This is a genomic window from Polynucleobacter corsicus, assembly GCF_018688255.1.
GTDB classification, from domain to species: domain Bacteria; phylum Pseudomonadota; class Gammaproteobacteria; order Burkholderiales; family Burkholderiaceae; genus Polynucleobacter; species Polynucleobacter corsicus.
Window position 1 is genome coordinate 1,570,801 of record NZ_CP061314.1, and the last position, 22,518, is coordinate 1,593,318.

Consider the following 22,518-nt stretch of genomic DNA (forward strand, 5'->3'; position numbering starts at 1 on the left):
CCCACCCTAAAGAAGAAAGCAGTCATCATGGCCAAATTACCGAATATCGTCATCCTCGGAGATTACGAGCGCGCCCTGCGTCGCTTCTCTCAATGGGATCGGATAGAGCAAAATTCACATCTCATAATTCATCATGAGCCATTGCGAGATGAGGCCTTATATGAGGCAGTCAAAGATGCTGATGTCATTGCCATCGTACGTGACCGCTCCCCTTTTAATGAAGCCATGATTGCGAGGCTGCCAAAGCTCAAATTATTGATGTTCACAGGCAAGCGCAATGGCACGCTAGATAGCGCCGCCCTTCTTTCTCGTAATATTCCAATTGCCTGCACGCCAGGAGGCCCTTCGAAAGAAACTACTGCCGAATTAACCTGGGCATTAATTTTGGGTGCGTCAAAACAATTGGTTCGCCAAAATCATCTCGTGAGCTCTGGTGGCTGGCGCGATGAACTCTCCGTTCTACCCATGCTCTGCGGTGAGCGTTTAGGCGTTCTTGGTCTTGGCGCCATCGGCAGCGCCGTTGCTCGTGTTGGTAGGGCATTCGGTATGGAGATTGTTACCTGGAGCCCTAACATGACTCCAGAACGTGCTGCAATTGAAAATGCCACTTCCGTCAGTCTCGATGAATTACTACGCACATCGAAAGTAGTTACTATGCACTTAGTAGCAGGCCCCGGAACTAAGGGCTTGATCAGCGCTGATCAACTCGCCTTAATGCGCCCTGACTCCATTCTGGTCAATACCTCGCGCTCTGCATTGATTAATATGTCCGACTTATGCGCAGCCCTCAAAAAAGGTTGCCCCGGCCAAGCTGCCATCGACGTATTTGATATTGAACCATTACCATCCAATGATCCCTTACGCAGCACCCCAAATTTATTGGCCACTCCCCACCTAGGCTTTATCGCAGAGCCTGTCTTTAAAATGTTCTCTCAGGGGATTACTGAAACTCTGGAAGCATGGTTGGATCAAAAGCCAGTACCTCATCCATACCAGCCTTAACACTTTTGAAAACACTCACTCCAACAGAATTATTTATTACCTTTAGCAAGATCGGTATGTCTGGTTTTGGTGGAGTGCTACCTTGGGCTCGCCGCACTCTGGTAGAGCAAGACAAGGTGCTCAGTTCAGAAGAGTTCAGCGCTATTCTTGGGATATGTCAGATTGTTCCAGGACCCAATATTCTCAATCTCGCTGTCTGCATTGGCTCACGCCTTTGTGGAGCTAAGGGTGCCTTTGCCGCAGCGCTTGGCCTGACCCTTGGGCCAATCTGTATTGTGATGTTGCTAGCAGTCTTGTATCAGCATTACAGTAACTTAGAGAGTGTTCAAGGCCTACTCAGAGGCATCTCTGCAGTGGGCGTGGGATTAATCGCCTCCACTGGTATCAAAATGTTGCGTGATGAGTTTAAATACCCCGCAATGCTTTTGGTCGTAGCTCTGACAGTGACGGCCGCAAGCTATTTCCATCTTGGCCTTGGCTGGGTTGTTCTCCTGGTATCGCCGCTTGCCTTGCTTTTAGCATTCAAGAAGGCTCGCAAGTAATGGGCATACTCCTCGGTTTGTTCTTAAAGCTTTCTGCTTTTTCTTTGATTGCCTTCGGCGGAATCAATGCATTACTTCCCAGCCTTTTAGAGCTTTCGGTTAATCAAGAACGGTGGATAGACCTACAAACTTTTGCTGATTACTTTGCGATTGCTCAAGCTGCTCCCGGCCCAAATTTTATGACGGTCACTCTGATCGGCTGGCATGTTGGAGGGATTCTGGGGGCGCTACTAGCCACTTTTGCTATTGCCTGGCCATCATCTATTTTGGTGTACTTTGTGCAACGACTGATCCTGAGTATGAATGACGAACAAAAAAAGAAGGCGATTCAGTACGCTGCTGCTGCACTAGCAATTGGCTTAGTTCTCTCTTCTGCGTGGCAGATTGCACTGCAAATCAATCATAGCTATGCTGCTTATGGATTGACTCTACTAACTATTGGGATGACAGTCTTTACCCGCTGGCATCCTTTATATTTGATTGCACTGGGCGCAGCCCTTGGAACAATGGGATTGATATGAAACTGACTTCACTTCTGAGTATGACTATTGCCGGCGCAGCGCTCTCCTTGGCGCTGACTTCGCAGGCTCAAAATAGCTACCCTAGCAAATCCATTAATTTAATAGTGCCTTATGGTGCGGGTGGCAGCGCAGATTCTCGGAGCAGACAACTGGCTCAGAAAATGAGCGTCATTCTGAAGCAAGCGATTGTGGTTGATAACAAACCAGGTGCTGGCGGAAACATTGGAACTGAGTTTGTTGCAAGAGCGGTTCCGGATGGCTACACCATTGGTATGGGCAACTTTGCACCAATAGCAGTAAACAAAACGCTTTTTGGAAACTTACGCTATGACCCAGAAACTGCTCTAACTCCCATCATCCTAGTAGAAAAGGGGCCGCTGATTTTAGTAGTGAATCCGAACTCCCAATACAAGACTATTCAAGATATCGTTACAGCAGCCAAAGCAAAACCAGGGACCCTGACATTCTCCTCGGGAGGAATCGGCGGCAGCCATCAACTCTCAGCCGAGCTGTTTATGCAAAATGCTGGCATCCAAATGATTCATGTACCTTACAAGAGTGGTTCTGCTGCGCTGACCGATTTGATGGCAGGCAACGTCGACATGATGTTTGATCAGATGTACTCTGCAGTGCCGAGTATTAGGGCAGATAAACTGCGCCCTATTGCTATTACGAGCAAGAAAAGATCTCCGCTCTTTCCGAGTGTCCCTAGTTTTGTGGAGCTTGGTTACCCTAAAGTTGAAGTGCTTAATTGGCAAGGCTTTATTGCGCCTGCTGGCACACCTAAACCCATTATCGATATATTAAATAAAGCCGCTAATGAGGCGCTTAAAGATCCCCAACTCAGAGAGTTGATGCTCTCCCAAGGAAATGAAATTGGCGGCGGAAGTCCCGCTGATTTTGCAGCCCTCATTAAATCAGAAGCTGCAAAATGGAGTGCTGTAGTCAAGGCTGGAAATATTAAGCCCGAGTAAGCTAGATGCACAAACTTACTTCAGCGCTTGGTAAGTCAGAATACCTAAAAAGGTTAGGCAGAGTGAGCCAACTAAATGTAAGAGCGCAGTACCTAGCGCCCAACTCACTTCGCCACGCTGCATAAAACCAACCACTTCGGCAGAGAAGCTGGAGAAAGTAGTGAGGCCACCCAAGAATCCCGTAATCACGAATAGCTTCCATTCAGGGGAGAGGCTTTGATTATTGCCAAAAAAAGCTACGGCAATACCGATGAAATATCCGCCAACCATATTGGAAATAAAAGTACCTAATGGAAGAGTTGAGGTAACGCTGACTGTGAGGAGATTAAAGCCCGCTCTCAGCAAAGCACCAAGACCGGCGCCAAAAAAAATTGCAAAAATAGATAGCCACATATTCGATATTTATTGGATTGAAAAAGTGAGCATGCTAATAGAACCCATCTCTACTCCATCAATCAATACTTTAGGGGTCTCATTTTGCTCTTGTAGGGCAAGCGCGTATAGAGCTGGCCAATAGTGCTCAGGGGTCGGAATAGATAGATGCGCGGCATCACCGCACTGCTCCCAATTAATTAAATTATCGTGATGATTGGCGCGCATCTCAGAAACAAAAAAATCATTGAACTTCATAGCCCATGGATAAGGTGTTGCACCGTCTTCCCAATGAATAGTGCGCAAGTTATGCACAACATTACCGCTAGCTAGAATCAAGATATTCTCGTCACGCAAAGGTCGTAATTTTTTAGCAAGCTCATAGTGCTCAGTCGCAGACATGGAGCCATCTAGACTCAGTTGCACTACTGGTACATCTGCATTTGGATAAAGGTATGTCAGAACAGACCATGCGCCGTGATCAATACCCCACTCGTTCTCCTCAAGCACTACGGGAACATCCAACAATTCTTTTACGCGATCTGCCAGTGCAGGACTACCTGGTACTGGATATTGAATATCAAAAAGGGCTTGCGGAAATCCGCCAAAGTCATGAATGGTTTTAGGTTTGGGCATTGCAGTAACCCACACTCCGCGGGTTACCCAATGGGCCGAGATGACCAAGATGGCATCTGGGCGTTTAAGTGATTTACCAAGATTGGCCCAAGCAGCTGTATAGCGATTGGGTTCAATGGCGTACATTGGACTGCCATGGCCAGCAAATACTGCAGGTTGGCGATGGCTAGTCATTAATGCAAATTAGCCGAATACGTAGCCAGTGTGAGCCGCAACCAACGCAAACAAAATAGCCAAACTAGTAGCAGCCGCCAACATCACGATCAAAGTGATGATTTTCTTATTGATTTCTTCTTTCGACTCTTTATGCCATTCGTTCATGCTAAACCCCTATTAAACACATTATTTGATAGTGTAATTATCCACTATCGGCCGCGACCAGCCTTGCGCATCATGGCTTTTCCACCCCCAAAGCCTGCCTGAGGCCTGCCGCCAGGACCAGACGGACCTTTTGGGGCTGGTGGACGGGCTGCTGGCTTAGCTGCTGTGGGCTTAGCGGGGGTCTTTGATTCAGGTTTTTTATCGTCTGTCACTTTTTGCTCCTATGGATATCATATTGTCATGATTACTGACTATTCTATCCAAGCCGTTGCCATTAATGCGATTCCTTTGATTTTTGCCATCACCATTCATGAGGCTGCCCATGGCTATGCAGCCCGTCTATTTGGTGACAATACCGCCTATATGCTTGGGAGAGTCAGTCTCAACCCCATTAAACATATAGATCCTGTGGGTACTATCCTCATTCCCCTGCTGTTAATTCTGAGTGGGTCCCCCTTTTTAGTGGGCTATGCCAAGCCAGTTCCAGTCAATTTTGGGCGTCTACGTAACCCCCGAATTGACTCTATCTGGGTAGCCTTAGCCGGACCTGGATCCAATTTCATCCAAGCCCTCATTTGGGCCATCTTCCTGATCATCCTCTTTGGTTTTGACGTGAATGAGCGATTCCTCTTAGCCATGGCTCAAGCGGGCATCACCTGGAACTTGGTCTTACTGGTGTTTAACCTCTTCCCTCTGCCCCCACTAGATGGCGGTCGCATTTTGGCGAGCTTATTGCCAGCACGACAATCCATCGCCTTTGGAAAACTAGAGCCTTACGGATTCTTTATTGTTCTGGCCCTCATCTTCACGGGCGTCATTGGCAGCTTTTGGATGGAGCCCTTGACAGCCTTTTTTAAGAATGTTGTTTACTTTGTCACACTTCCCCTGCAAATGCTTTTCTGAAGTATTCTAAAAATTCGAATTGATCAGCAGTAACCCACTGACCTCACTGGAGCTTAACTATGAAACTAAAACATGTCATTTTGGCCGCCATCGTACCTGCACTAGCCGCTGGGACAGGTATTGCTTATGCGGACTTTAAAAAACCAGAAGACGCTATTAAATATCGTCAAAGCGCTTTTATTGTGATGGCCAATTCCTTTGGGAAAATTGGTGCAGTTGTTAAAGGCGAGGCACCGTTTAATAAAGATGAAGTAGCGAAGAACGCGGCCGTTGTTGCCATGATCTCGACTTTGCCATGGCAGGCTTTTGGTCCAGGCACTGAAGGCGGCAATGCTCTTCCAGTCGTATGGTCAGATAACGCTAAATTTAAAGCGGCGGGAGAAAAAATGCAGTTGGCTGTTGCTAGCCTTAATACTGCTGCGCAGTCAGGCGATCAAGAGGCAATCAAAAAGGCCTTTGGTGCAGCTAATGCTACCTGCAAAACCTGTCATGATGACTTTAAGAAAAAGTAATCAGCTAGTAATGAAGTAGCCCAGAGTTATCGCAATGAGGCTGAGTAGCAATAGCGCAAAGCCTCTTTGCCAACCTCCATCCTTGGAAGCATGGCCCAAGTCTGCAGAGAGATTGATGTCTGTTTCGCTTGGGTCAATTTCTTTATCACCCACCAACATAGGTTTAATTAAATTCTCACCTTTGAATTTTTGGTAATACAGGATTGCACATAAATGCAGCGCAATTAAAATAATTAAAACTATTTCATTCTGACGATGAATTGAAGTGAGCAACTCAACTGTTCCACTAGAAATATATTTTGCAAAAGGTCCTTCGAAGGCAATATCGTCATTTGCAAACAGGCCAGTTACTGCTTGAAGGCCAACTGAAAAGAGTAAAGCTAGAACAGATAAGGCGCCCAAGGGATTGTGGCCAAGACCCGCTTTGACCTTACCCCTTAGAAAATGCATTAAACCCTTTGGACTCGGTACAAAATGAATGAAGCGTGCATGGTAAGAGCCGACAAAGCCCCACAGGATTCTGAAGACAATCAAGCTGAGCACGCAGTAACCAGAGAGCGCATGCCAACTCATCGCATTACCGCCGACTTTGACAGTGACAAAACTCAGAATAATGCCGACTACCAAGAACCAGTGAAACAGGCGAATCGGCAAATCCCAGATACGGATGGTTTTTTTCATATCTAAAGCATAAATCACTACCCCCTTTAGAATAAGAAAAATTCATGAAAACTAGCCAAGCCTTTAAAACTCTGCTGCTCTACCGTATAGGCGCAACCCTGAGCTATCAAATCATGATGGTTGCAGTGGGTTGGCATATCTATGAGATTACCAACAGCGTTATTTCCCTTGGCTTGATTGGTCTTGCGGAACTCATTCCCTACTTTGCATTAGCCCTCTATGCTGGCCATGCAGTAGATCGCCATTCTCGAAAATGGATCGCTGCGATTGCCTGCACCTTTCATATTGCCGTTGCCCTGTTTCTAGTTGCAATCGCACTGGATTGGTTGGCGCCGCCCGTTCCCTTAATTTATTTAGCAGTAGCTTTTTTAGGTTTAGCTCGTGCACTCTTGCGCCCTTCTTATCAGGCTATCTTTGGACAAATTATTCCCCGAGATCAAATGCCGCGCTATACCGCTTATGCATCCTCTGCATTTCAAATTTGCGTGGTAACTGGGCCGGGTCTAGGCGGACTCATGATTGGATTTGCTGGCCTGGAGTGGACTTATGCTCTGGCTGCATTGAGTGGCGCCATCGGCCTCTATGGAGTGAGCTTCATTCGCATCAAACCTGAAAAGTCAGAAGGTATGAGCAATGACTTCTTAAAAAGCTTTTTGGAAGGCTTTCATTACGTACGAAAACACGATTTGATTGTCAGCATCATGCTGCTAGATATGTTCGCCGTACTTTTTGGTGGCGCAGTATCGATACTCCCCGCCTTTGTGAAAGAAGTTCTCAATGCCGGTCCTGAAACCCTGGGAATTTTGAGGGCAGCGCCAGCAGCCGGGGCCGTGATCACCGGTCTTTACTTAGCGCGTCGACCCCTACTAGAAGATTCTGGAAGACATTTATTGTTATCAGTCGGCGGCTTTGGAATTGCCATTATTGCCTTTGGACTTTCAAACAATCTTTGGCTTTGTGCACTCTTCTTATTTATTTCTGGTTGCTTTGACTCTATCTCAGTAGTCATCCGTGGCAGCATTATGCAATTGACTACTCCAGATCAGATGCGCGGCAGGATCAGCGCAATCAATGGGATATTCATTGGCTCCTCCAATGAATTGGGCGCACTTGAATCTGGAATTGCAGCGAGCCTGATTGGGCTTGTTCCATCCATCGTATTTGGTGGAGCTGCAACCTTGCTAGTTGTCTTGCTGACCTATAAGCTTGCACCTCAACTCAGAAAGCTCAATCTTAAGGATCTAACCTAGTCAATCTGAGGTAAATCTTTTTGAATAATTTTTAGACCTTCGCGCAAGGCTTCCTGGTAGCGCTCTCGCTCTGCCTTCATGGTGTCTGCAGTCCAAGAATAAAAACCTTCACCGGTTTTCATACCCAGCTTGCCACTAGCGATGCGATCACTTAAGCATTTGGCAATATCTGGGGAATTATTGAGAGTCGGATAAATCGTTGCACCACCGGCACCATGCACATCCAATCCAGCATGGTCTCTCTGCATTGCAGGTCCTGCAGCAATATAACGAAAGCCAAAGCCAAAACGTACGGCCTTATCGATATCTTCTAAGCTAGCAATGCCGGCGTCGACCATGGCGAAGGCTTCGCGCGATAAGGCGTGCTGTAAGCGATTTGCCAAGAAGCCTGGTAAATCTTTTTTCACGGTAACGGGAACCATACCGCAAGCCGTCATCAAACGAGAAAGGCTTTCGCCCACCATCGGCGAAGTCTTTGCACCGTAGACCACTTCCACGCAAGGCACGAGATGTGCAGGCATGAAGAAATGCAAACCAATCATCCGTGCCGCTGTTTTTAGTCCTGCTGAAATATCGCTAATTGGAAAGCTGGTGCTATTACTCGCTAAGACCGCTTCTGGTTTTGCGTATTGCTCTAGCTTGGCAAATAACTCTTGCTTGATATCCAGGCGTTCAGGTACGCACTCAATTACCAAATCAACTTCAGACCAATCTATTTCTTCCAAGGACCCAGCTGTTGAGAGTAAATGTAGGCGATGCTCATAACCAAGATCGGTCATGGTATTGGCAAAGTAATCCGGTAAAAGTGCGCGGCGCTCGGTAGTAGGCTCCATTACCTGAACCGCGCAACCCCCGCGTGCACAAACCGCGGCTACATCAGCACCCATGGTGCCGCCACCAACGATGACGACCTTAGTTTCAGATGGGGTAAATAACATCTCAATTTCTCCTTCGGGGGCCAGATAAGGATCAAAATCCTCTTACAATGCCTTCATTATTCCAATAAAAAAGTAAGTGAGACATGATCCCAGTCAATTCAGTACTGCAGGTCGGGCAATTTCCTGAGGTAATGCAAGCGGCAATTAACCGGCGCATTAGCCCGGTTCGCTTTCCCGACCTCAATGCCGATCTACCACCAGGCTCTTTTGAGAGTATTTTGATTCGCTCAAACACCCAGCTACCCGCCCAATTACTTGAGAAACTCCCTACGGTAAAGATGGTGGCTACTTGTGGCGTAGGTTATGACAATCTTCCTCTGGATTACCTGAAAGCCAATGGAATCAAGGCCAGCAACACCCCAGGTGTTTTAAATGATGCGGTTTGCGAGCTGGCCATTGGCATGCTCTTTGGCCTATTACGTCGCATTCCGCAGGCGCACGAGTTTGTTAAAAGCGCTGCCTGGTCCAAGGGTTTATTTACCGTCACCACAACGCTTGCTGGTAAACGGGTCGGTATTGCAGGAATGGGTCGCATTGGACAAGATCTAGCAAAACGCCTAGAGCCATTTAAGGTGAATTTAGCTTACACCGGCCCAACCCAAAAAGATCTGCCTTACGAGTACTTTCCTGATATCCAATCTTTAGCAAAGGCATCTGACGTCCTTTTTCTCGCTTGCCCTGCCACCCCAGAAACAGAAAAAATGATTAATGCTGAGGTTCTAGAGGCTCTCGGCCCTCAGGGTTATCTGATTAATATTGCACGCGGTAGCGTAGTGGATGAGGCTGCACTTTTAGTTGCACTGCAACAAAAATGGATTGCCGGGGCAGCCCTCGACGTATTTGAAAATGAACCAAACCCAAACCCAGGGTTCTTAAATCTCGATAATGTTCTGTTAACTCCGCATATTGGCAGCGCAACCTCCGAAACGCGGCAATTGATGACAAATTTAGCAATAGATAATTTAGAAGCTTTCTATAATAAAAGACCACTTCTGACTGAAGTAAAAAATTAAAACGGAGCAAGTATGACAATGACCCTACACCCCTCAACACTACCTGCGGTGCTTTCACCTGTATTGACTCCGTTTAAAGCTGACGGTAGCCCTGATACACAAAAATTACTCAAGCAATGTCAATGGCTTGAAGCCAATGGTGTTGGTCAAGCAATCTTCGGCACCAATTCAGAAGCCAATTCCATTTCAGCGCCACAAAAAATGGATACGCTAACAGCACTCATTAAAGGCGGATTGAATCCTGCCCATATGATGCCTGGCACCGGAGCGACTTCGATTGACGCCACTGTCACGATGACTCGTCATGCAGTTCAACACAAATGTGCTGGCGTGTTGATGTTGCCCCCGTTCTATTACAAAGATGTCACCGATGATGGTTTGTTTGCCTTTTATTCAGAAGTCATCCAAAAAGTAGGTGATGCTGGTTTACAAATCTACATCTACAACATTCCACCAGTCACTAAGATTAATTTAAGCCTCTCTCTACTAGAGCGCCTCACAAAAGCCTATCCAAAAACAATCATTGGCATGAAAGATAGTTCTGGTGATTGGGCTTATACAGAATCCGTTATTAAATTGTTGGCACCCTCCGGTTTCCGCGTTTATGCCGGCAGCGAAGTCTTCCTCATGCGCACCTTGCGCGCTGGTGGTGTTGGTTGCATCTCAGCCACAGCTAACGTAAACCCTAAAGCTATCGCTGAATTAGCAGCCCATTGGCAAGAATCTGATGCAGATCAACACCAAACTGCCCTTGATCAAGTACGCTCCATCTTTGCTCAATATCAAATGATTGCCGGTATGAAAACTGCAGTTGCGCATTACAGCAAGGATTCAGAGTGGTTACGTGTACGCCCACCGCTCATGCAACTAAGCGCAGATCAACAAGCAAAGTTATTGAGTGAGCTACAAAAGATGAATTTCAGCATGCCAGGCCTTTAATTTAATAGATAAAAACAGGAGACAAAATGAAGCTGATTAAAGTAATTTCTGTGTCACTCACAATGTTGTTCGGTGCTGTACAAGCCCAAAACATTTCTATTGCAACTGGCGGAACTGGTGGCGTTTACTACCCAATGGGCGGAGGCCTAGCCTCAGTCTTATCCAAGCATATACCAGGAATGTCAGCAACTGCTGAGGTTACAGGTGGCTCAGTTGATAACTTAAAACTCGTTGGTACTGGCAAACCTTACGTTGGATTCTCAATGGCTGATGCCGCTAAAGATGCTCAAGATGGTGAGGATAAATTTAAGGGCAAGCCAGTAGATTTACGCAACCTACTCATACTGTATCCAAACCTCATGCACGTTGCTACCGTGGAATCCACTGGCATTAAGACCATGAAAGATCTCAAAGGTAAGCGCATCAGTACAGGCTCACCAGGCAGTGCTACTGAAGTAATGGCTTTTCGCTTGTTAGAGGCTGCGGGGCTGGATAAAGATAAAGATGTCAAACGTGAGCGCTTGAGCGTTGCAGAATCTGTCAATGCTGTAAAAGACCGCAAGATTGACGCCTTCTTTTGGGTGGGTGGATTACCAACTGCTGCCGTTACCGATTTAGCAAACAGTCCTGGCATGAAAATTGTGATGGTGGACACTACTGCTGAAATTCCCGCCATGAATAAAAAATATGGCAATCTTTATTTCCCATCCGTAATTACGAAGCAAACTTATAGCGGCATGGAGAAAGATAATAAAGTTGCAGCGGTTGCTAATCTTTTGGTTGTGAGCGCTTCGATGTCTGATGCAGAGGCATACAAAATTGTTAAAGCTATTTTTGATAATCAGCTTGAACTTGTCCGCTCACATGCTGAGTACAGAAATATCAAGCTAGAGAACCAAAAAGCAAACGCCTCACCAATTGCCTTTCATCCAGGCGCATTGAAGTACTTTAAAGAAAAAGGTATCAAAGTAAACTAAGCCATATCGGGGTGAGTTAATCTCACCCCTTCCGCTTTAATGCCATGCATAAATATAAAAATAGATTGAATAAGACATGAATCAGAATGTAATTGATAACGAAACCCAAGAAAAATTAGATGCCTTCATTAAGCAAGAAGAGGGTGATTCTAATGACTACAAAGGTCTACTAGCTGTATTCATTTCTCTGGTGGCAATAGGCATGTCTTTGTTTCATCTATATGCAGCCTACTCGATCGTTCCAACGCATCAGCTCAGAGTGATTCACGTTGCCCTAGTCTTGTTTCTAGTGTTCTTAAGCTTTCCTATTACCGCTCGCTTTAAAAACCAGTTGAAATTTTGGGATGTTTTATTTGCCATATGCTCAGTTGCTATCGCCTATTACATTCTGGCAGGCGGCGATGATCTCATGGACAGAAACACCGCCCCAAACTCTACTGATGTCATGGTTGGTATCGCTCTCATACTGCTCATCCTTGAGGGCGTGAGAAGAACCAACGGTATGGTGCTCGTCACCGTTACTGTACTTTTCTTGTTATATGCTTTCTTTGGCAACTATCTTCCAGCCCCATGGACTCACAAAGGTTACGGCTTAGATCGACTCGTGGGTTATATGTACATGAGTCTAGAGGGCATCTATGGCACCGCAGTCGACGTCTCTGCAACCCTGATTATTCTTTTCACTATCTTTGGCGCCTTTTTGCAATTTACTGGCGCAGGAAAATTCTTTATCGATTTCTCTTTTGCTGCAATGGGCGGCAAATCATCTGGGGTAGGTAGAACGATTGTTTTGTCCTCCTTCCTCATGGGCGGCCCATCAGGATCAGGTGTAGCAACTACCGTTACGGTCGGCTCTGTAGCCGCGCCGATGCTTGACAAAGTAGGATACGATAAAAATGCCGCAGGTGGTCTTTTAGCTGCAGGCGGACTTGGTGCGATCATCTCACCACCAGTGTTAGGAGCAGCCGCCTTTCTGATTGCTGACTTCCTCAAAATCTCTTACTTAGATGTGTTGCTCATGGCAACTATTCCCACAATTCTGTTCTACCTTGGCTTGTTTGTCATGGTTGAAATCGACGTACGCAAGTACGGCATGAAAAATATTCACTTTCCATCGGCGGAAAGCGCCTGGCAGTTAACCAAAAAATATTGGTTTCATTTTTTCTCTTTAATTTCTATTGTAGTTTTCATGATGTTTGGCTTCTCGCCAGTGATGTCAGTATTTTGGGCAACCGTTGTTTCTGCGTTTTCTAGCATGTTGCGCGAAGATACTGCGATCATTCCATGGGCCTGGTTTAAAGGTAAAGAACCGATACTCTCCGGTCTTTACAATTCGAGTTTATCGAAGGCACTCTCGTCTGGCTCTACAGGCGTATTGGCAATTGCAGCAACGTGTGCGGGCGCAGGCCTCATCGTTGGTACTGTTACCCTCACTGGCCTAGGTCTCAAATTTAGCTCCATCGTGATTCAATATGCGGGAGGCTCATTGCTGTTAACGGCCATCTTTACAGCATTGATTGTCTGGATCGTCGGCCTCGCAGTACCAGTAACCGCCTCTTATATTATTTGCGCTGTAATCGCTGCGCCGGCACTCATTAACTTAGGTGTGCCTGCATTTGCTGCACATATGTTCATCTTCTATTACGCGGTACTTTCAGAGGTGTCACCCCCAACTGCACTTTCTCCTTTTGCAGCAGCGGCAATCTGCAAAGGCAATCCCTACAAGACAACGCTACAGACATGGAAGTATGTTGCTCCAGCGATCTTGGTGCCATTTATGTTTGTCCTCGATGAATCAGGCGTGAGCTTACTTCTGATGGGCTCTACCAGCGCTCTAGAGCAGGCTGACTGGATGCAGATTGCCTGGATTTCATTTACTGCCGTAGTTGGCATCATCTGTTTGGCTGGTGGCTTACAGGGTTGGTTTATTGAAAAAACCAAAGTATTTGAGCGCGTCATCATGGTGATCTCCGGGGTGGCTTTAGCCTATCCCTCTACGGAAGCTGATCTGATTGGTTTTATTGGTTTTGCTTTGGTACTGGTCACCCAACTCATGACCCACTACAAACTCAATCCCAAATCCACCTGAACCTATTGAAGCAGTTCAAGATCATAAAAAATCCCGCCTCTTGAGCGGGATTTTTTATTGCCGAGAATTGAAATACTTTAAATAATCTTGGTCCAAGCAGCCTTACCAGCATACTTTTTGATAGCAGTTTCATCAAACTCAAATCCTAAGCCTGGCGTCTTATGCAAGATCAGATCACCATTCTTGAAGGTGAGCTGCTTATTAATCAATCTACGGAAGTTCAAAACCTGATCATCCAAGAAGAATTCCACAAAACGCGCATTTGGTGTTGCTGCCACTAAAGGAGCATGCAGATCATGCATCCAATGTGGGCAAACAATCACACCCTTTAAATCCGCATAAGCAGAAATACGACGCCACTCAGTGATACCGCCACAGACTGCCGCATCAGACTGCAAAATAGCGACGCCACCAGATTCAATTAACTCCCTAAAACGCCAGCGTCCAGCCTCCATCTCACCAGTAGCCACGTTGATCTTAGTTTGACGGGCTAGGACCGCATGTAGATCGATAGCATCTGGGGAGAATGGCTCTTCGATCCAATAGGGGTTGTATGCCTCAAAGCGGCGAATATATTCAAGAGCAGTCGGCAGGTCACGCCAAGCATTGTTAGCATCTAAGGTCAGCAAAACATCCTCACCTACGGCCTTACGAGCAGCTTTAACCCGAGCTTCCTCTTCTCTTGGGGACAGGCGCCCTACTTTCATTTTGACGGCCTTAAAGCCCTGTTTTACGTAGGACTCCATTTCTTTACCCAACATGGCAGGGGTTTTACCATCAAGGTAGTAACCACCGCTGGCATAAGCTGGAACGCGATCATCTACGACCGACCCCAAGTATTGGTGAAGAGGTAGTTTCGCGGCACGGGCATTTAAGTCCCAGAGGGCGGTATCAAGAATAGAGATGCCGCGCATGACTGCGCCAGCGCGCCCTTGCAAGATAGACTCGTTATACATGTCCATCCACAGACCTTCGCTGCGATGACTATTTTGACCAATCAATTTTGGGGCCAGCAATTGCTCAACGGCAATCTTGGCAATATCTCCACCCGCACTGCCGACATAGCAAAACCCAATACCCTCATTGCCATCTTTGCCCCGCACTTTAACCAAGCAATAGTGCCGCTCTGAAACCGTTCGAGTGGAGAAGGAGGTAACCTTATCTAGGGGCACCGCTACTGCAGCAACTGATACTGACTCAATAATGGGCATGAAAATTCCTTTAGCGAAAAATTGATTGTATCTACAACTTTTGCCACTTTCCTTGACCAATTTCAATAGAAAATTGCTGCACTACAACATAAAAAACGGGGGGCTGGGCAACAATATTGGATAATTGAGCAGTGAAAAAAATAGCGAGCCAATTACCTTACTTATTAAGAAACGTCATCAGCGTTGTTGGACTCTCTCTGATCGTACTGGTTTCTAGTGCGAACGCTCAACAAGCAAGTCCAACGAGCAAAACTAACAAAACTCCTCAGGTAAAGCAAAAAACAGTCAGTGCTAGTAATAAGCAGGTTGGCATTCAGCTGAAAGAAAATTCACTCAATCGCTCTACCAAAAGTATGAACTTAAATCCTGAATTATTTAAACGGATTGAGAGCGCGGATAGCAATGGAAGCGGTGCGAATCTGGACTATCGCGTCCAACGTGGTTGCCTGCGTCGAAGTTTTAGCGAAGAAAATCTTCCCGCGAATCTGGGTTTAGAAAACCGAGAATTCAATGATTTCTTTAAATCTCAAACTAAAGGTTTTTTTAATCGGATGCGGGGCAATTGCATTCCTTATGCACTAGCCCTCGGCAACCGCAACCGCTTTGAATCCCTGAGCGTCATGAATGGCCCGATACAGGATGCTAAGACTGAGATTTGGACTTTTACACCATCAGCAGCGGGTAACTTTTTAATTCAACAGGACTATCTCAGAGATGAGTCTAAGCGTTTTACGGAAATTCAACTGCCTCTGAGTACTGTTTTTTATGATCCCAAAAAAGTGGGGGATAAATTACCCGTTGAACTGGTTTGGGAACTGAACTCGATCATCAAACAAATTTACCCTGAAGAAAATAATGCGCTTGAAAATACCAATAGCATTGTTCGCCTGATTGTGGATTTTGGCGATAAGGAGCGTTGGGCTCAAATTTGGGCGGTGGAAATCATTGAACCGTCCTCAAGTGAAGTATTTGCCAGCGCTTTTTGGGTCGAAAGAAGTGATATTCCTGGGAGCTTTTATACCGCCAGCGGAGAATCGATTGAACGTACTTTCTGGACCAACCCCCTGAGCTATCGACGCATCTCTCGCGGGGTTGGTAGTGTCAGAGCATCAAGCAAAAAAGCTGCGCCACCAAAGAACGGTAGCGCTGTTGCTGCCGCTCCCAAGCAAAGATATCGCACCCATATGGGAATTGATTATGCGGCACCAATTGGGACGCCAATCTTTAGCGTAGCTACAGGCAAGATAGTGCATTTGGGCTATAGCGGCGCGTTCGGCAACCTCATCATTCTTGAGCATCCTGGTAACTACCGCACCTACTATGCCCACTTGAGTAACTACAACTCAGAACTAGAAGTGGGCAATGAAGTACGGCGTGGCCTAGAGATTGGCTATGTTGGATCAACCGGACGCTCGACTGGCCCCCATCTTCATTTTGAATTAAGAAAGGATGGGGTCTATGTTGATCCCTATGCTGTAAAAACTCAGCTAGATTTATGGAGTATGCGCGATAGTGACAGTGGATTGCTAACCCGAGAAATTCTATTACTAGGTACACCACCAATCAACTAAGAGATGTCAATCAGTAATTGAAAAAGGGGCCCATTGGACCCCTTTATTTTTGATGCGCTAGCTCTTAACCAAGTACCAATACCGGTATCTTGGAATGCACAATCACCTCGTGCGTTTCGCTACCCAATAAGACGCTCTTAATACCAGTACGCTTATGTGAGGCCATCACAATTACGTCAGCTTTCGATTTCTTGGCGCCATCCAAAATACCCTCTGATAAATTGCTATTAGGGATATGAAGGGTGCTTACTTTTATGCTGGCACCCAATAAAAGAGAGGCCTTTTTAAAGACATCATTGGCGTATGCTTCACAGACCTTCTTATGGTCTTTTTGAGAAATTACGTAGCCCATAGAGCTATCGGAGTACACCATTGGTGGCATTGGATCGGAAACATAAACCAGTGTCACCGCAGCTTTATGAGCCTTTGCAAGCTCAGCTACCTTCTTTAAGGACTTTTTGCTCACATCTGAACCATCGACTGGTACTAATAAGCGCTTAAACATATTTAACTCCTGTTAAATTAACCCTAATGCCTTCCATTCCATCATAGTCTTTATTATTCAACTGTGAAAGCATAAAAAAGGAAACTAAATTGCTCAAGTACTTTGCAGTGTATTTTTCATTTCTCTCAACATTGATCATCATTGATTTAATTTGGTTGCTTGGCATTGCCAGAAACCTCTATCGTGACGAAATGGACTCGCTCATGGCTAGCGAGCCAAAGCTGTGGGCAGGACTAGCTTTTTATCTCTTGTATGCGCTTGGGGCATCGATTTTCGTAATCTTTCCAGCAATTTCAAAACAATCCTGGATGTATGCAGCGCAGTATGGCGCCCTATTTGGGTTCTTTTGTTATATGACTTACGATCTCACTAATCTTGCAGTGATTCGCGACTTTCCTATGCGCCTGGCATTTGTAGACATTGCCTGGGGATCTGCTGTTACCGCACTATCCACAACGATTGCCTACTGGGTTGGCAATCGGATGGCTTAAGAGCCTTTCGCACATGAGTTTTTTTCACCCCAAACTACTCGACACCCTTCAGGGCTATAACGGCGCCCTTTTAAGCAAAGATATATTGGCAGGCATCACGGTTGGAGTAGTTGCACTACCTTTAGCGATGGCATTTGCGATTGCTAGTGGACTCAAACCAGAAGCAGGCATCTTTACCGCCATCCTTGCCGGCGGATTAATTTCCATCTTGGGCGGCAGTCGCGTGCAAATTGGTGGGCCGGCTGGCGCATTCATCGTCATCGTTTACGGCATTGTTGAGCACTATGGCGTTGCCAATTTACTTCTAGCAACTATCATGTCTGGAGTATTTTTATTTCTAATGGGTCTCTTTCGGTTAGGGACATTAATTCGCTTTATTCCGATAGCGGTCATTATTGGTTTTACCAACGGCATCGCTGTATTAATCGGCTTATCTCAAGTAAAAGAATTTTTTGGCCTTCAAATTACCAAAATGCCTGCTGAGTTTTTTCAAGCAATTCAAACTCTGTATGCTGCTGCCGATACGGTTAACCCTATCGCACTCATGCTATCCAGCGGAACTCTCGCTTTTTTAATTGCTTGGAGAGTCTTTCAAAAACAGCTGGGGCAGCTGAGTCATCTGCCAGGCACCGTCATTGCCATGGCTGCCGCCACCATAACCACGAGTACATTTAATCTGCCAGTAGATACCATTGGCAGTCGCTTTGGCGGCATCCCCTCTGGTCTGCCGAGTTTTGAATGGATCCCGATCAGCTGGGGCACCGCACAATTTGTGATTGCGCCTGCAATTACCCTCGCTCTACTTGGAGCGATTGAGTCGCTACTCTGCGCCCGAATTGCTGATGGACTGATTCATGATCGTCATGAATCTAATCAAGAGCTGATGGCTCAGGGTGTTGCCAATGTAGTCACCCCATTCTTTGGTGGCATGCCGGCTACAGGAACGATTGCCAGAACGGTTACCAACATACAGAGCGGGGGAAGTACTCCAATTGCTGGAATCATTCACTCAGTAACATTGCTAGTGATTATTTTATTTGGAGCTCCGCTAGCAGAAAATATTCCTCTGGCTAGCTTAGCAGCTATCCTCATGTTTGTTGCTTGGAATATGGGTGAGTGGAGAAAGTTTGCAGACCTCAAACAATTTCGTCTGCCTTATCGCTTAACTATGTTGAGTGTATTTTTTCTGACCATCGTATTAGACCTCACCATCGCAATACAAGTGGGCTTACTGCTGGCATTCATTACCTTCATCTATCGAATCTCCAGTTTGTCACGCTATGAACCGGTCAATCTCGCTGATTTTCCAGAGCTACAGCAGTATCAGGGAAGGATTGCTGCATTCAGAGTTTATGGCGCTATCTTTTTTGGTGCAGTCAAAATTCTGGAGAACATTGAAAACGAATTACCCTCAAAAGTATTGATACTTGACCTCAAGAATGTGATCTATATCGACGTTTCTGGAATGGATGCGGTGCTTGAACTTGAAGCGGTTTGTAAAAATCGTAATATTAATCTCATGATTTGTGGACTGGCACATCAACCCCACGAGATGGCTATTCGAGCAGGCCTCCTAGAGCGCCTACCTATCGATTGCATCTACCCAGACCTGCAGCAGGGCATTGCCAAAGCCATGAATGAATTATGACTTGCGGGCGATAGACCCACTAACCCAACCATTACGACGTTCATACAGCACAAATAGAACACCCCAAACCACCACTGCAGCATAGGCCCAGACCCAAGATATTTGCGAGGTACGTGAGCCAGTTAAGTCCAGGACAAAACCAAAAATAGCCGGGCCTAACAACCCGCCTCCAAAGCCCATTAAGGAGTGGAGCCCCATTGCAGCACCTTTAATATCGTCCTTAGCACTTATGACTAAGCCTGCAGTTAAGGTGGAAGAATCAGCCATGATGAAAATTGTATGCCCTACTGCTAAGGCAATAATTAACCACCAAGATTGTCCTGTTGACCAAGCGAGCGCCACACCAAATGCTGCGCTAGATAACATGACAAAGAAAATCCATTTTTGACGCCCTATTCTTAAGGCAATCTCATTTCCAATGATGGATGCAGGAACACCAAAGAAATTAATCACGCCAGCAAGAGTAGTTGCAGTTAATAGAAAGGGGTCGCCTGTCACAATGGCACAGAAACCAAAAAAAGCTACGATCCAACTACGGCAAGCAAATAACTCAATGGAGTGGGCGGTATAGCCAAAGATAAATCCTGAGGCTGTTTTGTCTTGCAAGACTAAGCGCCACTTATCTACCGGAAAAATATCGTGCAAGCGAATACGGATTGGACCGTGCCACTTTTCATGGGCGAGTGCAGGAATAAATGAGAGCACAATCAATAATGCCGTGAATGGACCTAGGGCGATGATTCCAAAAACATAGCGCCAGCCCAAACTATTTAAGATCCAACCAGAGCAAAGATAAGAGAAGCCAGTGCCAATACCAAAGAATGCGGTATAAAAGGCAATATGGCGAGTCAGCTCACCGGTCTTAATGCGATCAGACAGAATTTTTAAGCCGGGCATATAAGTACCCGCTAAACCGACTCCATTGAGTGCCATAAATATCAAAGCGGTCCAGAAGTTATAGGCAAAGAGGCCCATACCGAGCAATCCACAAGTCGCTGAAAGACCGCCTACGAGATAGACTTTTTTTGCATCAACGCGATCGGTGAGAGCGGTTGCCAATGGAACCATCAGCATATAACCAAAGAAAAAGGCGCTAGCAATTAAGCCGGATTGCAAATTACTCAGATGCCACTCATCTTGCAATGTGGTTAACACCACCGCGTAACAGGCAAAACCCAATAGCGCGCAAGTTTGCGCCATCAGCATTAGGGGTGTGTAACCAGTGGGTTTCAAGCGCATCAGAACTTATTGCTGACTACTATTTGGGGAATCTTGAAAACTGTTCGAGCGGAACGTGAGCACCAGAGTATCTCTATAGCCATATTGCCCCAGGGGCTGAATAGGGGTAGATTCATGAATCATTTTTTCATCATTCATCAGCAGTAAAGACCAAGGCTCAGTGAGGGTAAATCGTAAACCAGTAGAGCCGGTTGCACTAAAAATTCGGGTCTCGCCACCCTTGACATCGATTCGATTGATTAAAAAGACAGCTACAAAATCAACGCCATCACGATGAGCCCCCTCAGGAGTTGGTCGCCCAATCCCATCGGTCGTATCAATCCGAAATTGGTGAGCTTCTACAAACCAGGTGTTTACTTGCTTAACGCCATCCAGAATATGAGTCAATCCCAGCAAAAGGGCATGCCAAGCAGGATTGCTAGTGAGCTCAGTTTGGGAAGGCTCAAACCAACGTTCAATACCGCCATGCAAGGCGTTGTAATTGACAGACTGCCAGTGGGCACGATGCGGCACGGTAGCTAAAGATTTTCCCTTGATCTCAAAGCTTGAATGGCGGCGAAAGCGATACCGTCCACCATCCTTAAGATAGGGGTCTCTGGGCAAGCCTTCCCAAAACTGAGTGAGGTTGCGAAGCTGATCAAGATCCACATGTGCAATCTGCGCCACATCCTGAGCAGAGACAACAGCAAAACCATCATCTCGTAAAGATTGAACCAAATCCTTAGCGGGCGTTAGTGGCGGTAAAAGGCTGGAAAGAGTCATGGGTTTATTTTAGGCGCATACCAATGCATTAGGAATGCAAATTCAAACGACCTCGCACCTCTCCTACGTGACCTTTTAGGTCATACAACTCTTTTGCATCCAGCATAGAAACTCTAATATTCCCAACTCTTCGCTCAATATCTACCAAATCTCTATAGTTTTTTTCTTTTAACTCTGGGACAGATGCATTTTTCTCTATGACCTTCAGTTCTTCGTACACCCTGGATAACTTGAGACGTAAAAAGAAATTCTTAGCAGCGGGAATATAGGTAAATAAAGGAATCAAAATGACGAGTAATGGAATCACAATTTTGGCAAAGCGCCCAATCCATACCGCCGTCCAGAAAGGTAGGTGGCGATGCAAGAAAGACGGACCATCCTTTAAATAGATTTCAGCATCAACATGTAGAGGAAAATCAAGGCCAGTACCAGATGGGAATTCTCCCGGCTTTTGCAAATAAGAATAGTTTTTCAGAACGTCATAAGTGTCCCCCAGTAATAATGTTACTAGGGCAGGGTTAACATCATCTTTACCAACTAAGGTTGCCGTTGCAGCCAGTACCTGTATATCCTGACGCGGAAGATCATATGCAATACTCACAACCCCACGAGGTACAGTGACCTTTGATAAGAAAGGAAATAGGTGGACATAAGCATCAGCCTGCTCAAAACTCATTAAACGAATGCCGGGTGTTGCATAAAAATTTTTCAGGATGGGCGCCTCAGCTGCGCTAACAATGAAGACTGCATCCAATTCATTCTTCTTAAATTTTTCCAAGGCATCCAGCGGCTTTAACTTTTCAGCATGAAAGTCATTCATACTCAATCCGCTTGCTTCAAGTAACTTAGTCGTCAAGGACAGGGTGCCACTGCCATCATTACCAATCGAGACACGCTTGCCTTTTAATTGACTCAATAAGCTTAAACGTCCACCTTCATTTTTAAAGCTAGATTCCCTATACCAAACCCATACCGGCTCATAAAACACGCCCGCAATAGAAACTAAGTTAGGATATTTAGATAGATCGGCTACACCACCCTGCACCATTGCAAAATCTACGCCGGAATGCTGGTCACTGAGTAAGGCTAAGTTGTCACCTGTTCCGCCGGTCGTACGCAATTTCATAGATACGCCTTGCTCAGCAAGTTCACTCTGGAGTCTTTCACCAAATTTCTGATAAAGACCGGTTGGGAAACCTGTGGCCAATTCAATCGATCTCGGTGGAGGCGGTACGAGCACCCAGAGTGTGGCAAACAGCAAGGCCACTAGACCCAAAAAGGCTATGCCAACCGCAATAGGGTTATAGATATTTTTGCGTATGAAGTTCATAAAAAATTCTGCTTGTTTTTGCCATTATGCCCCGAGCCCATGGATCTAGAGCAGAATGAATTGATTCGAATTATTTCAGGATAAGATGGGG

The 22,518-nt window shown here is 45.9% G+C and carries 25 protein-coding genes; 14 read left to right on the forward strand and 11 right to left on the reverse strand.

The features are described from left to right. Positions 1–27 precede the first annotated feature (27 nt). Genes C2747_RS08135 through C2747_RS08150 form a run of 4 tightly spaced genes read left to right on the forward strand, consistent with a single transcriptional unit; the run spans position 28 to position 3,039 of the window. Positions 28–1,002: a D-2-hydroxyacid dehydrogenase family protein gene (locus C2747_RS08135; protein ID WP_215331124.1), complete on the forward strand. Its 975-nt coding sequence runs from the start codon at positions 28–30 to the stop codon at positions 1,000–1,002. After that, positions 960–1,544 carry a chromate transporter gene (locus C2747_RS08140; protein WP_251374736.1) on the forward strand — a complete coding sequence of 195 codons (585 nt, stop codon included), beginning with the start codon at positions 960–962 and terminating at the stop codon, positions 1,542–1,544. The genes C2747_RS08135 and C2747_RS08140 overlap by 43 nt, the downstream gene beginning before the upstream one ends. Next, a complete protein-coding gene (locus C2747_RS08145; protein ID WP_251374737.1) occupies positions 1,544–2,065 on the forward strand; it encodes a chromate transporter in 522 nt (173 codons plus the stop codon). The genes C2747_RS08140 and C2747_RS08145 overlap by 1 nt, the downstream gene beginning before the upstream one ends. Continuing rightward, complete coding sequence (locus tag C2747_RS08150) at positions 2,062–3,039, forward strand: Bug family tripartite tricarboxylate transporter substrate binding protein (RefSeq protein WP_215331125.1); 978 nt, start codon at positions 2,062–2,064, stop codon at positions 3,037–3,039. Before C2747_RS08145 ends, C2747_RS08150 begins: the two co-directional genes overlap by 4 nt. A gap of 15 nt (positions 3,040–3,054) precedes the next feature. Here C2747_RS08150 and crcB read toward each other — a convergent pair whose 3' ends face one another. Genes crcB through C2747_RS08170 form a run of 4 tightly spaced genes read right to left on the reverse strand, consistent with a single transcriptional unit; the run spans position 3,055 to position 4,580 of the window. Next, positions 3,055–3,432: a fluoride efflux transporter CrcB gene (crcB, locus tag C2747_RS08155; protein ID WP_215331126.1), complete on the reverse strand. Its 378-nt coding sequence runs from the start codon at positions 3,430–3,432 to the stop codon at positions 3,055–3,057. A gap of 9 nt (positions 3,433–3,441) precedes the next feature. Then, the gene (gene ygiD / locus C2747_RS08160; RefSeq protein ID WP_215331127.1) at positions 3,442–4,221 is read right to left on the reverse strand and encodes a 4,5-DOPA-extradiol-dioxygenase; all 780 of its coding nucleotides are present in this window, start codon (positions 4,219–4,221) and stop codon (positions 3,442–3,444) included. A gap of 9 nt (positions 4,222–4,230) precedes the next feature. Next, positions 4,231–4,368, reverse strand: coding sequence for a hypothetical protein (locus C2747_RS08165; protein WP_215304924.1), 138 nt, complete (start codon positions 4,366–4,368; stop codon positions 4,231–4,233). A 44-nt stretch (positions 4,369–4,412) separates the two neighbouring features. Beyond that, a complete protein-coding gene (locus C2747_RS08170) occupies positions 4,413–4,580 on the reverse strand; it encodes a hypothetical protein (RefSeq protein WP_215331128.1) in 168 nt (55 codons plus the stop codon). A gap of 28 nt (positions 4,581–4,608) precedes the next feature. Here C2747_RS08170 and C2747_RS08175 point away from each other — a divergent pair, with 28 nt between their 5' ends. Beyond that, positions 4,609–5,271, forward strand: a complete 663-nt coding sequence (locus C2747_RS08175) for a site-2 protease family protein (protein ID WP_215331129.1) — start codon at positions 4,609–4,611, stop codon at positions 5,269–5,271. 59 nt (positions 5,272–5,330) lie between these two features. Further along, entirely contained in the window at positions 5,331–5,783 is a 453-nt protein-coding gene (locus C2747_RS08180) for a c-type cytochrome (protein WP_215331130.1), read from the forward strand. Here C2747_RS08180 and C2747_RS08185 read toward each other — a convergent pair whose 3' ends face one another. Continuing rightward, on the reverse strand, positions 5,784–6,464 hold the full coding sequence (locus C2747_RS08185; RefSeq protein ID WP_215331132.1) for a cytochrome b/b6 domain-containing protein: 681 nt from the start codon (positions 6,462–6,464) through the stop codon (positions 5,784–5,786). It abuts the gene before it with no gap. Positions 6,465–6,508: 44 nt separating this feature from the next. Here C2747_RS08185 and C2747_RS08190 point away from each other — a divergent pair, with 44 nt between their 5' ends. Further along, positions 6,509–7,714 (forward strand): MFS transporter, encoded by a 1,206-nt coding sequence (locus tag C2747_RS08190; RefSeq protein WP_215331134.1) that lies wholly within the window; start codon positions 6,509–6,511, stop codon positions 7,712–7,714. Here the strand turns inward: C2747_RS08190 and C2747_RS08195 are convergent. Then, positions 7,711–8,652: a 3-hydroxyacyl-CoA dehydrogenase family protein gene (locus C2747_RS08195; protein WP_215331136.1), complete on the reverse strand. Its 942-nt coding sequence runs from the start codon at positions 8,650–8,652 to the stop codon at positions 7,711–7,713. The two genes, C2747_RS08190 and C2747_RS08195, sit on opposite strands and share 4 nt — an antisense overlap. Before the next feature lie 83 nt (positions 8,653–8,735). Between C2747_RS08195 and C2747_RS08200 the strand changes: the two genes are divergently transcribed. From C2747_RS08200 to C2747_RS08215, 4 genes are all read left to right on the forward strand, one after another. Beyond that, positions 8,736–9,665, forward strand: coding sequence for a 2-hydroxyacid dehydrogenase (locus tag C2747_RS08200; RefSeq protein ID WP_215331138.1), 930 nt, complete (start codon positions 8,736–8,738; stop codon positions 9,663–9,665). A 12-nt stretch (positions 9,666–9,677) separates the two neighbouring features. Continuing rightward, positions 9,678–10,604: a dihydrodipicolinate synthase family protein gene (locus tag C2747_RS08205; protein ID WP_215331140.1), complete on the forward strand. Its 927-nt coding sequence runs from the start codon at positions 9,678–9,680 to the stop codon at positions 10,602–10,604. A 26-nt stretch (positions 10,605–10,630) separates the two neighbouring features. Continuing rightward, positions 10,631–11,581 (forward strand): TAXI family TRAP transporter solute-binding subunit, encoded by a 951-nt coding sequence (locus C2747_RS08210; RefSeq protein WP_215331142.1) that lies wholly within the window; start codon positions 10,631–10,633, stop codon positions 11,579–11,581. 76 nt (positions 11,582–11,657) lie between these two features. Next, the gene (locus C2747_RS08215) at positions 11,658–13,670 is read left to right on the forward strand and encodes a TRAP transporter permease (RefSeq protein ID WP_215331144.1); all 2,013 of its coding nucleotides are present in this window, start codon (positions 11,658–11,660) and stop codon (positions 13,668–13,670) included. Positions 13,671–13,747: 77 nt separating this feature from the next. On the opposite strand, the gene C2747_RS08220 is transcribed toward C2747_RS08215, so the two are convergent. Next, complete coding sequence (locus tag C2747_RS08220; RefSeq protein WP_215331146.1) at positions 13,748–14,881, reverse strand: mandelate racemase/muconate lactonizing enzyme family protein; 1,134 nt, start codon at positions 14,879–14,881, stop codon at positions 13,748–13,750. Positions 14,882–15,012: 131 nt separating this feature from the next. Here C2747_RS08220 and C2747_RS08225 point away from each other — a divergent pair, with 131 nt between their 5' ends. Continuing rightward, complete coding sequence (locus C2747_RS08225; protein ID WP_251374738.1) at positions 15,013–16,452, forward strand: M23 family metallopeptidase; 1,440 nt, start codon at positions 15,013–15,015, stop codon at positions 16,450–16,452. A gap of 64 nt (positions 16,453–16,516) precedes the next feature. Here C2747_RS08225 and C2747_RS08230 read toward each other — a convergent pair whose 3' ends face one another. Continuing rightward, positions 16,517–16,957 carry a universal stress protein gene (locus C2747_RS08230; protein ID WP_215331148.1) on the reverse strand — a complete coding sequence of 147 codons (441 nt, stop codon included), beginning with the start codon at positions 16,955–16,957 and terminating at the stop codon, positions 16,517–16,519. Between the two features lie 89 nt (positions 16,958–17,046). On the opposite strand from C2747_RS08230, the gene C2747_RS08235 reads away from it, so the two are divergent. Together C2747_RS08235 and C2747_RS08240 are read left to right on the forward strand one after the other, a co-directional pair. After that, on the forward strand, positions 17,047–17,448 hold the full coding sequence (locus tag C2747_RS08235) for a DUF2177 family protein (RefSeq protein WP_215331150.1): 402 nt from the start codon (positions 17,047–17,049) through the stop codon (positions 17,446–17,448). Positions 17,449–17,461: 13 nt separating this feature from the next. Continuing rightward, on the forward strand, positions 17,462–19,096 hold the full coding sequence (locus C2747_RS08240) for a SulP family inorganic anion transporter (RefSeq protein WP_215331152.1): 1,635 nt from the start codon (positions 17,462–17,464) through the stop codon (positions 19,094–19,096). On the opposite strand, the gene C2747_RS08245 is transcribed toward C2747_RS08240, so the two are convergent. The 3 genes from C2747_RS08245 to C2747_RS08255 are packed head-to-tail and all read right to left on the reverse strand — an operon-like array spanning position 19,091 to position 22,427. Continuing rightward, complete coding sequence (locus tag C2747_RS08245; RefSeq protein ID WP_215331154.1) at positions 19,091–20,335, reverse strand: MFS transporter; 1,245 nt, start codon at positions 20,333–20,335, stop codon at positions 19,091–19,093. The genes C2747_RS08240 and C2747_RS08245 overlap by 6 nt on opposite strands. A 6-nt stretch (positions 20,336–20,341) precedes the next feature. Further along, positions 20,342–21,097, reverse strand: a complete 756-nt coding sequence (locus C2747_RS08250; protein WP_215331156.1) for a 2OG-Fe dioxygenase family protein — start codon at positions 21,095–21,097, stop codon at positions 20,342–20,344. A gap of 28 nt (positions 21,098–21,125) precedes the next feature. Continuing rightward, positions 21,126–22,427 (reverse strand): TAXI family TRAP transporter solute-binding subunit, encoded by a 1,302-nt coding sequence (locus C2747_RS08255; RefSeq protein WP_215331158.1) that lies wholly within the window; start codon positions 22,425–22,427, stop codon positions 21,126–21,128. Positions 22,428–22,518 lie beyond the last annotated feature (91 nt).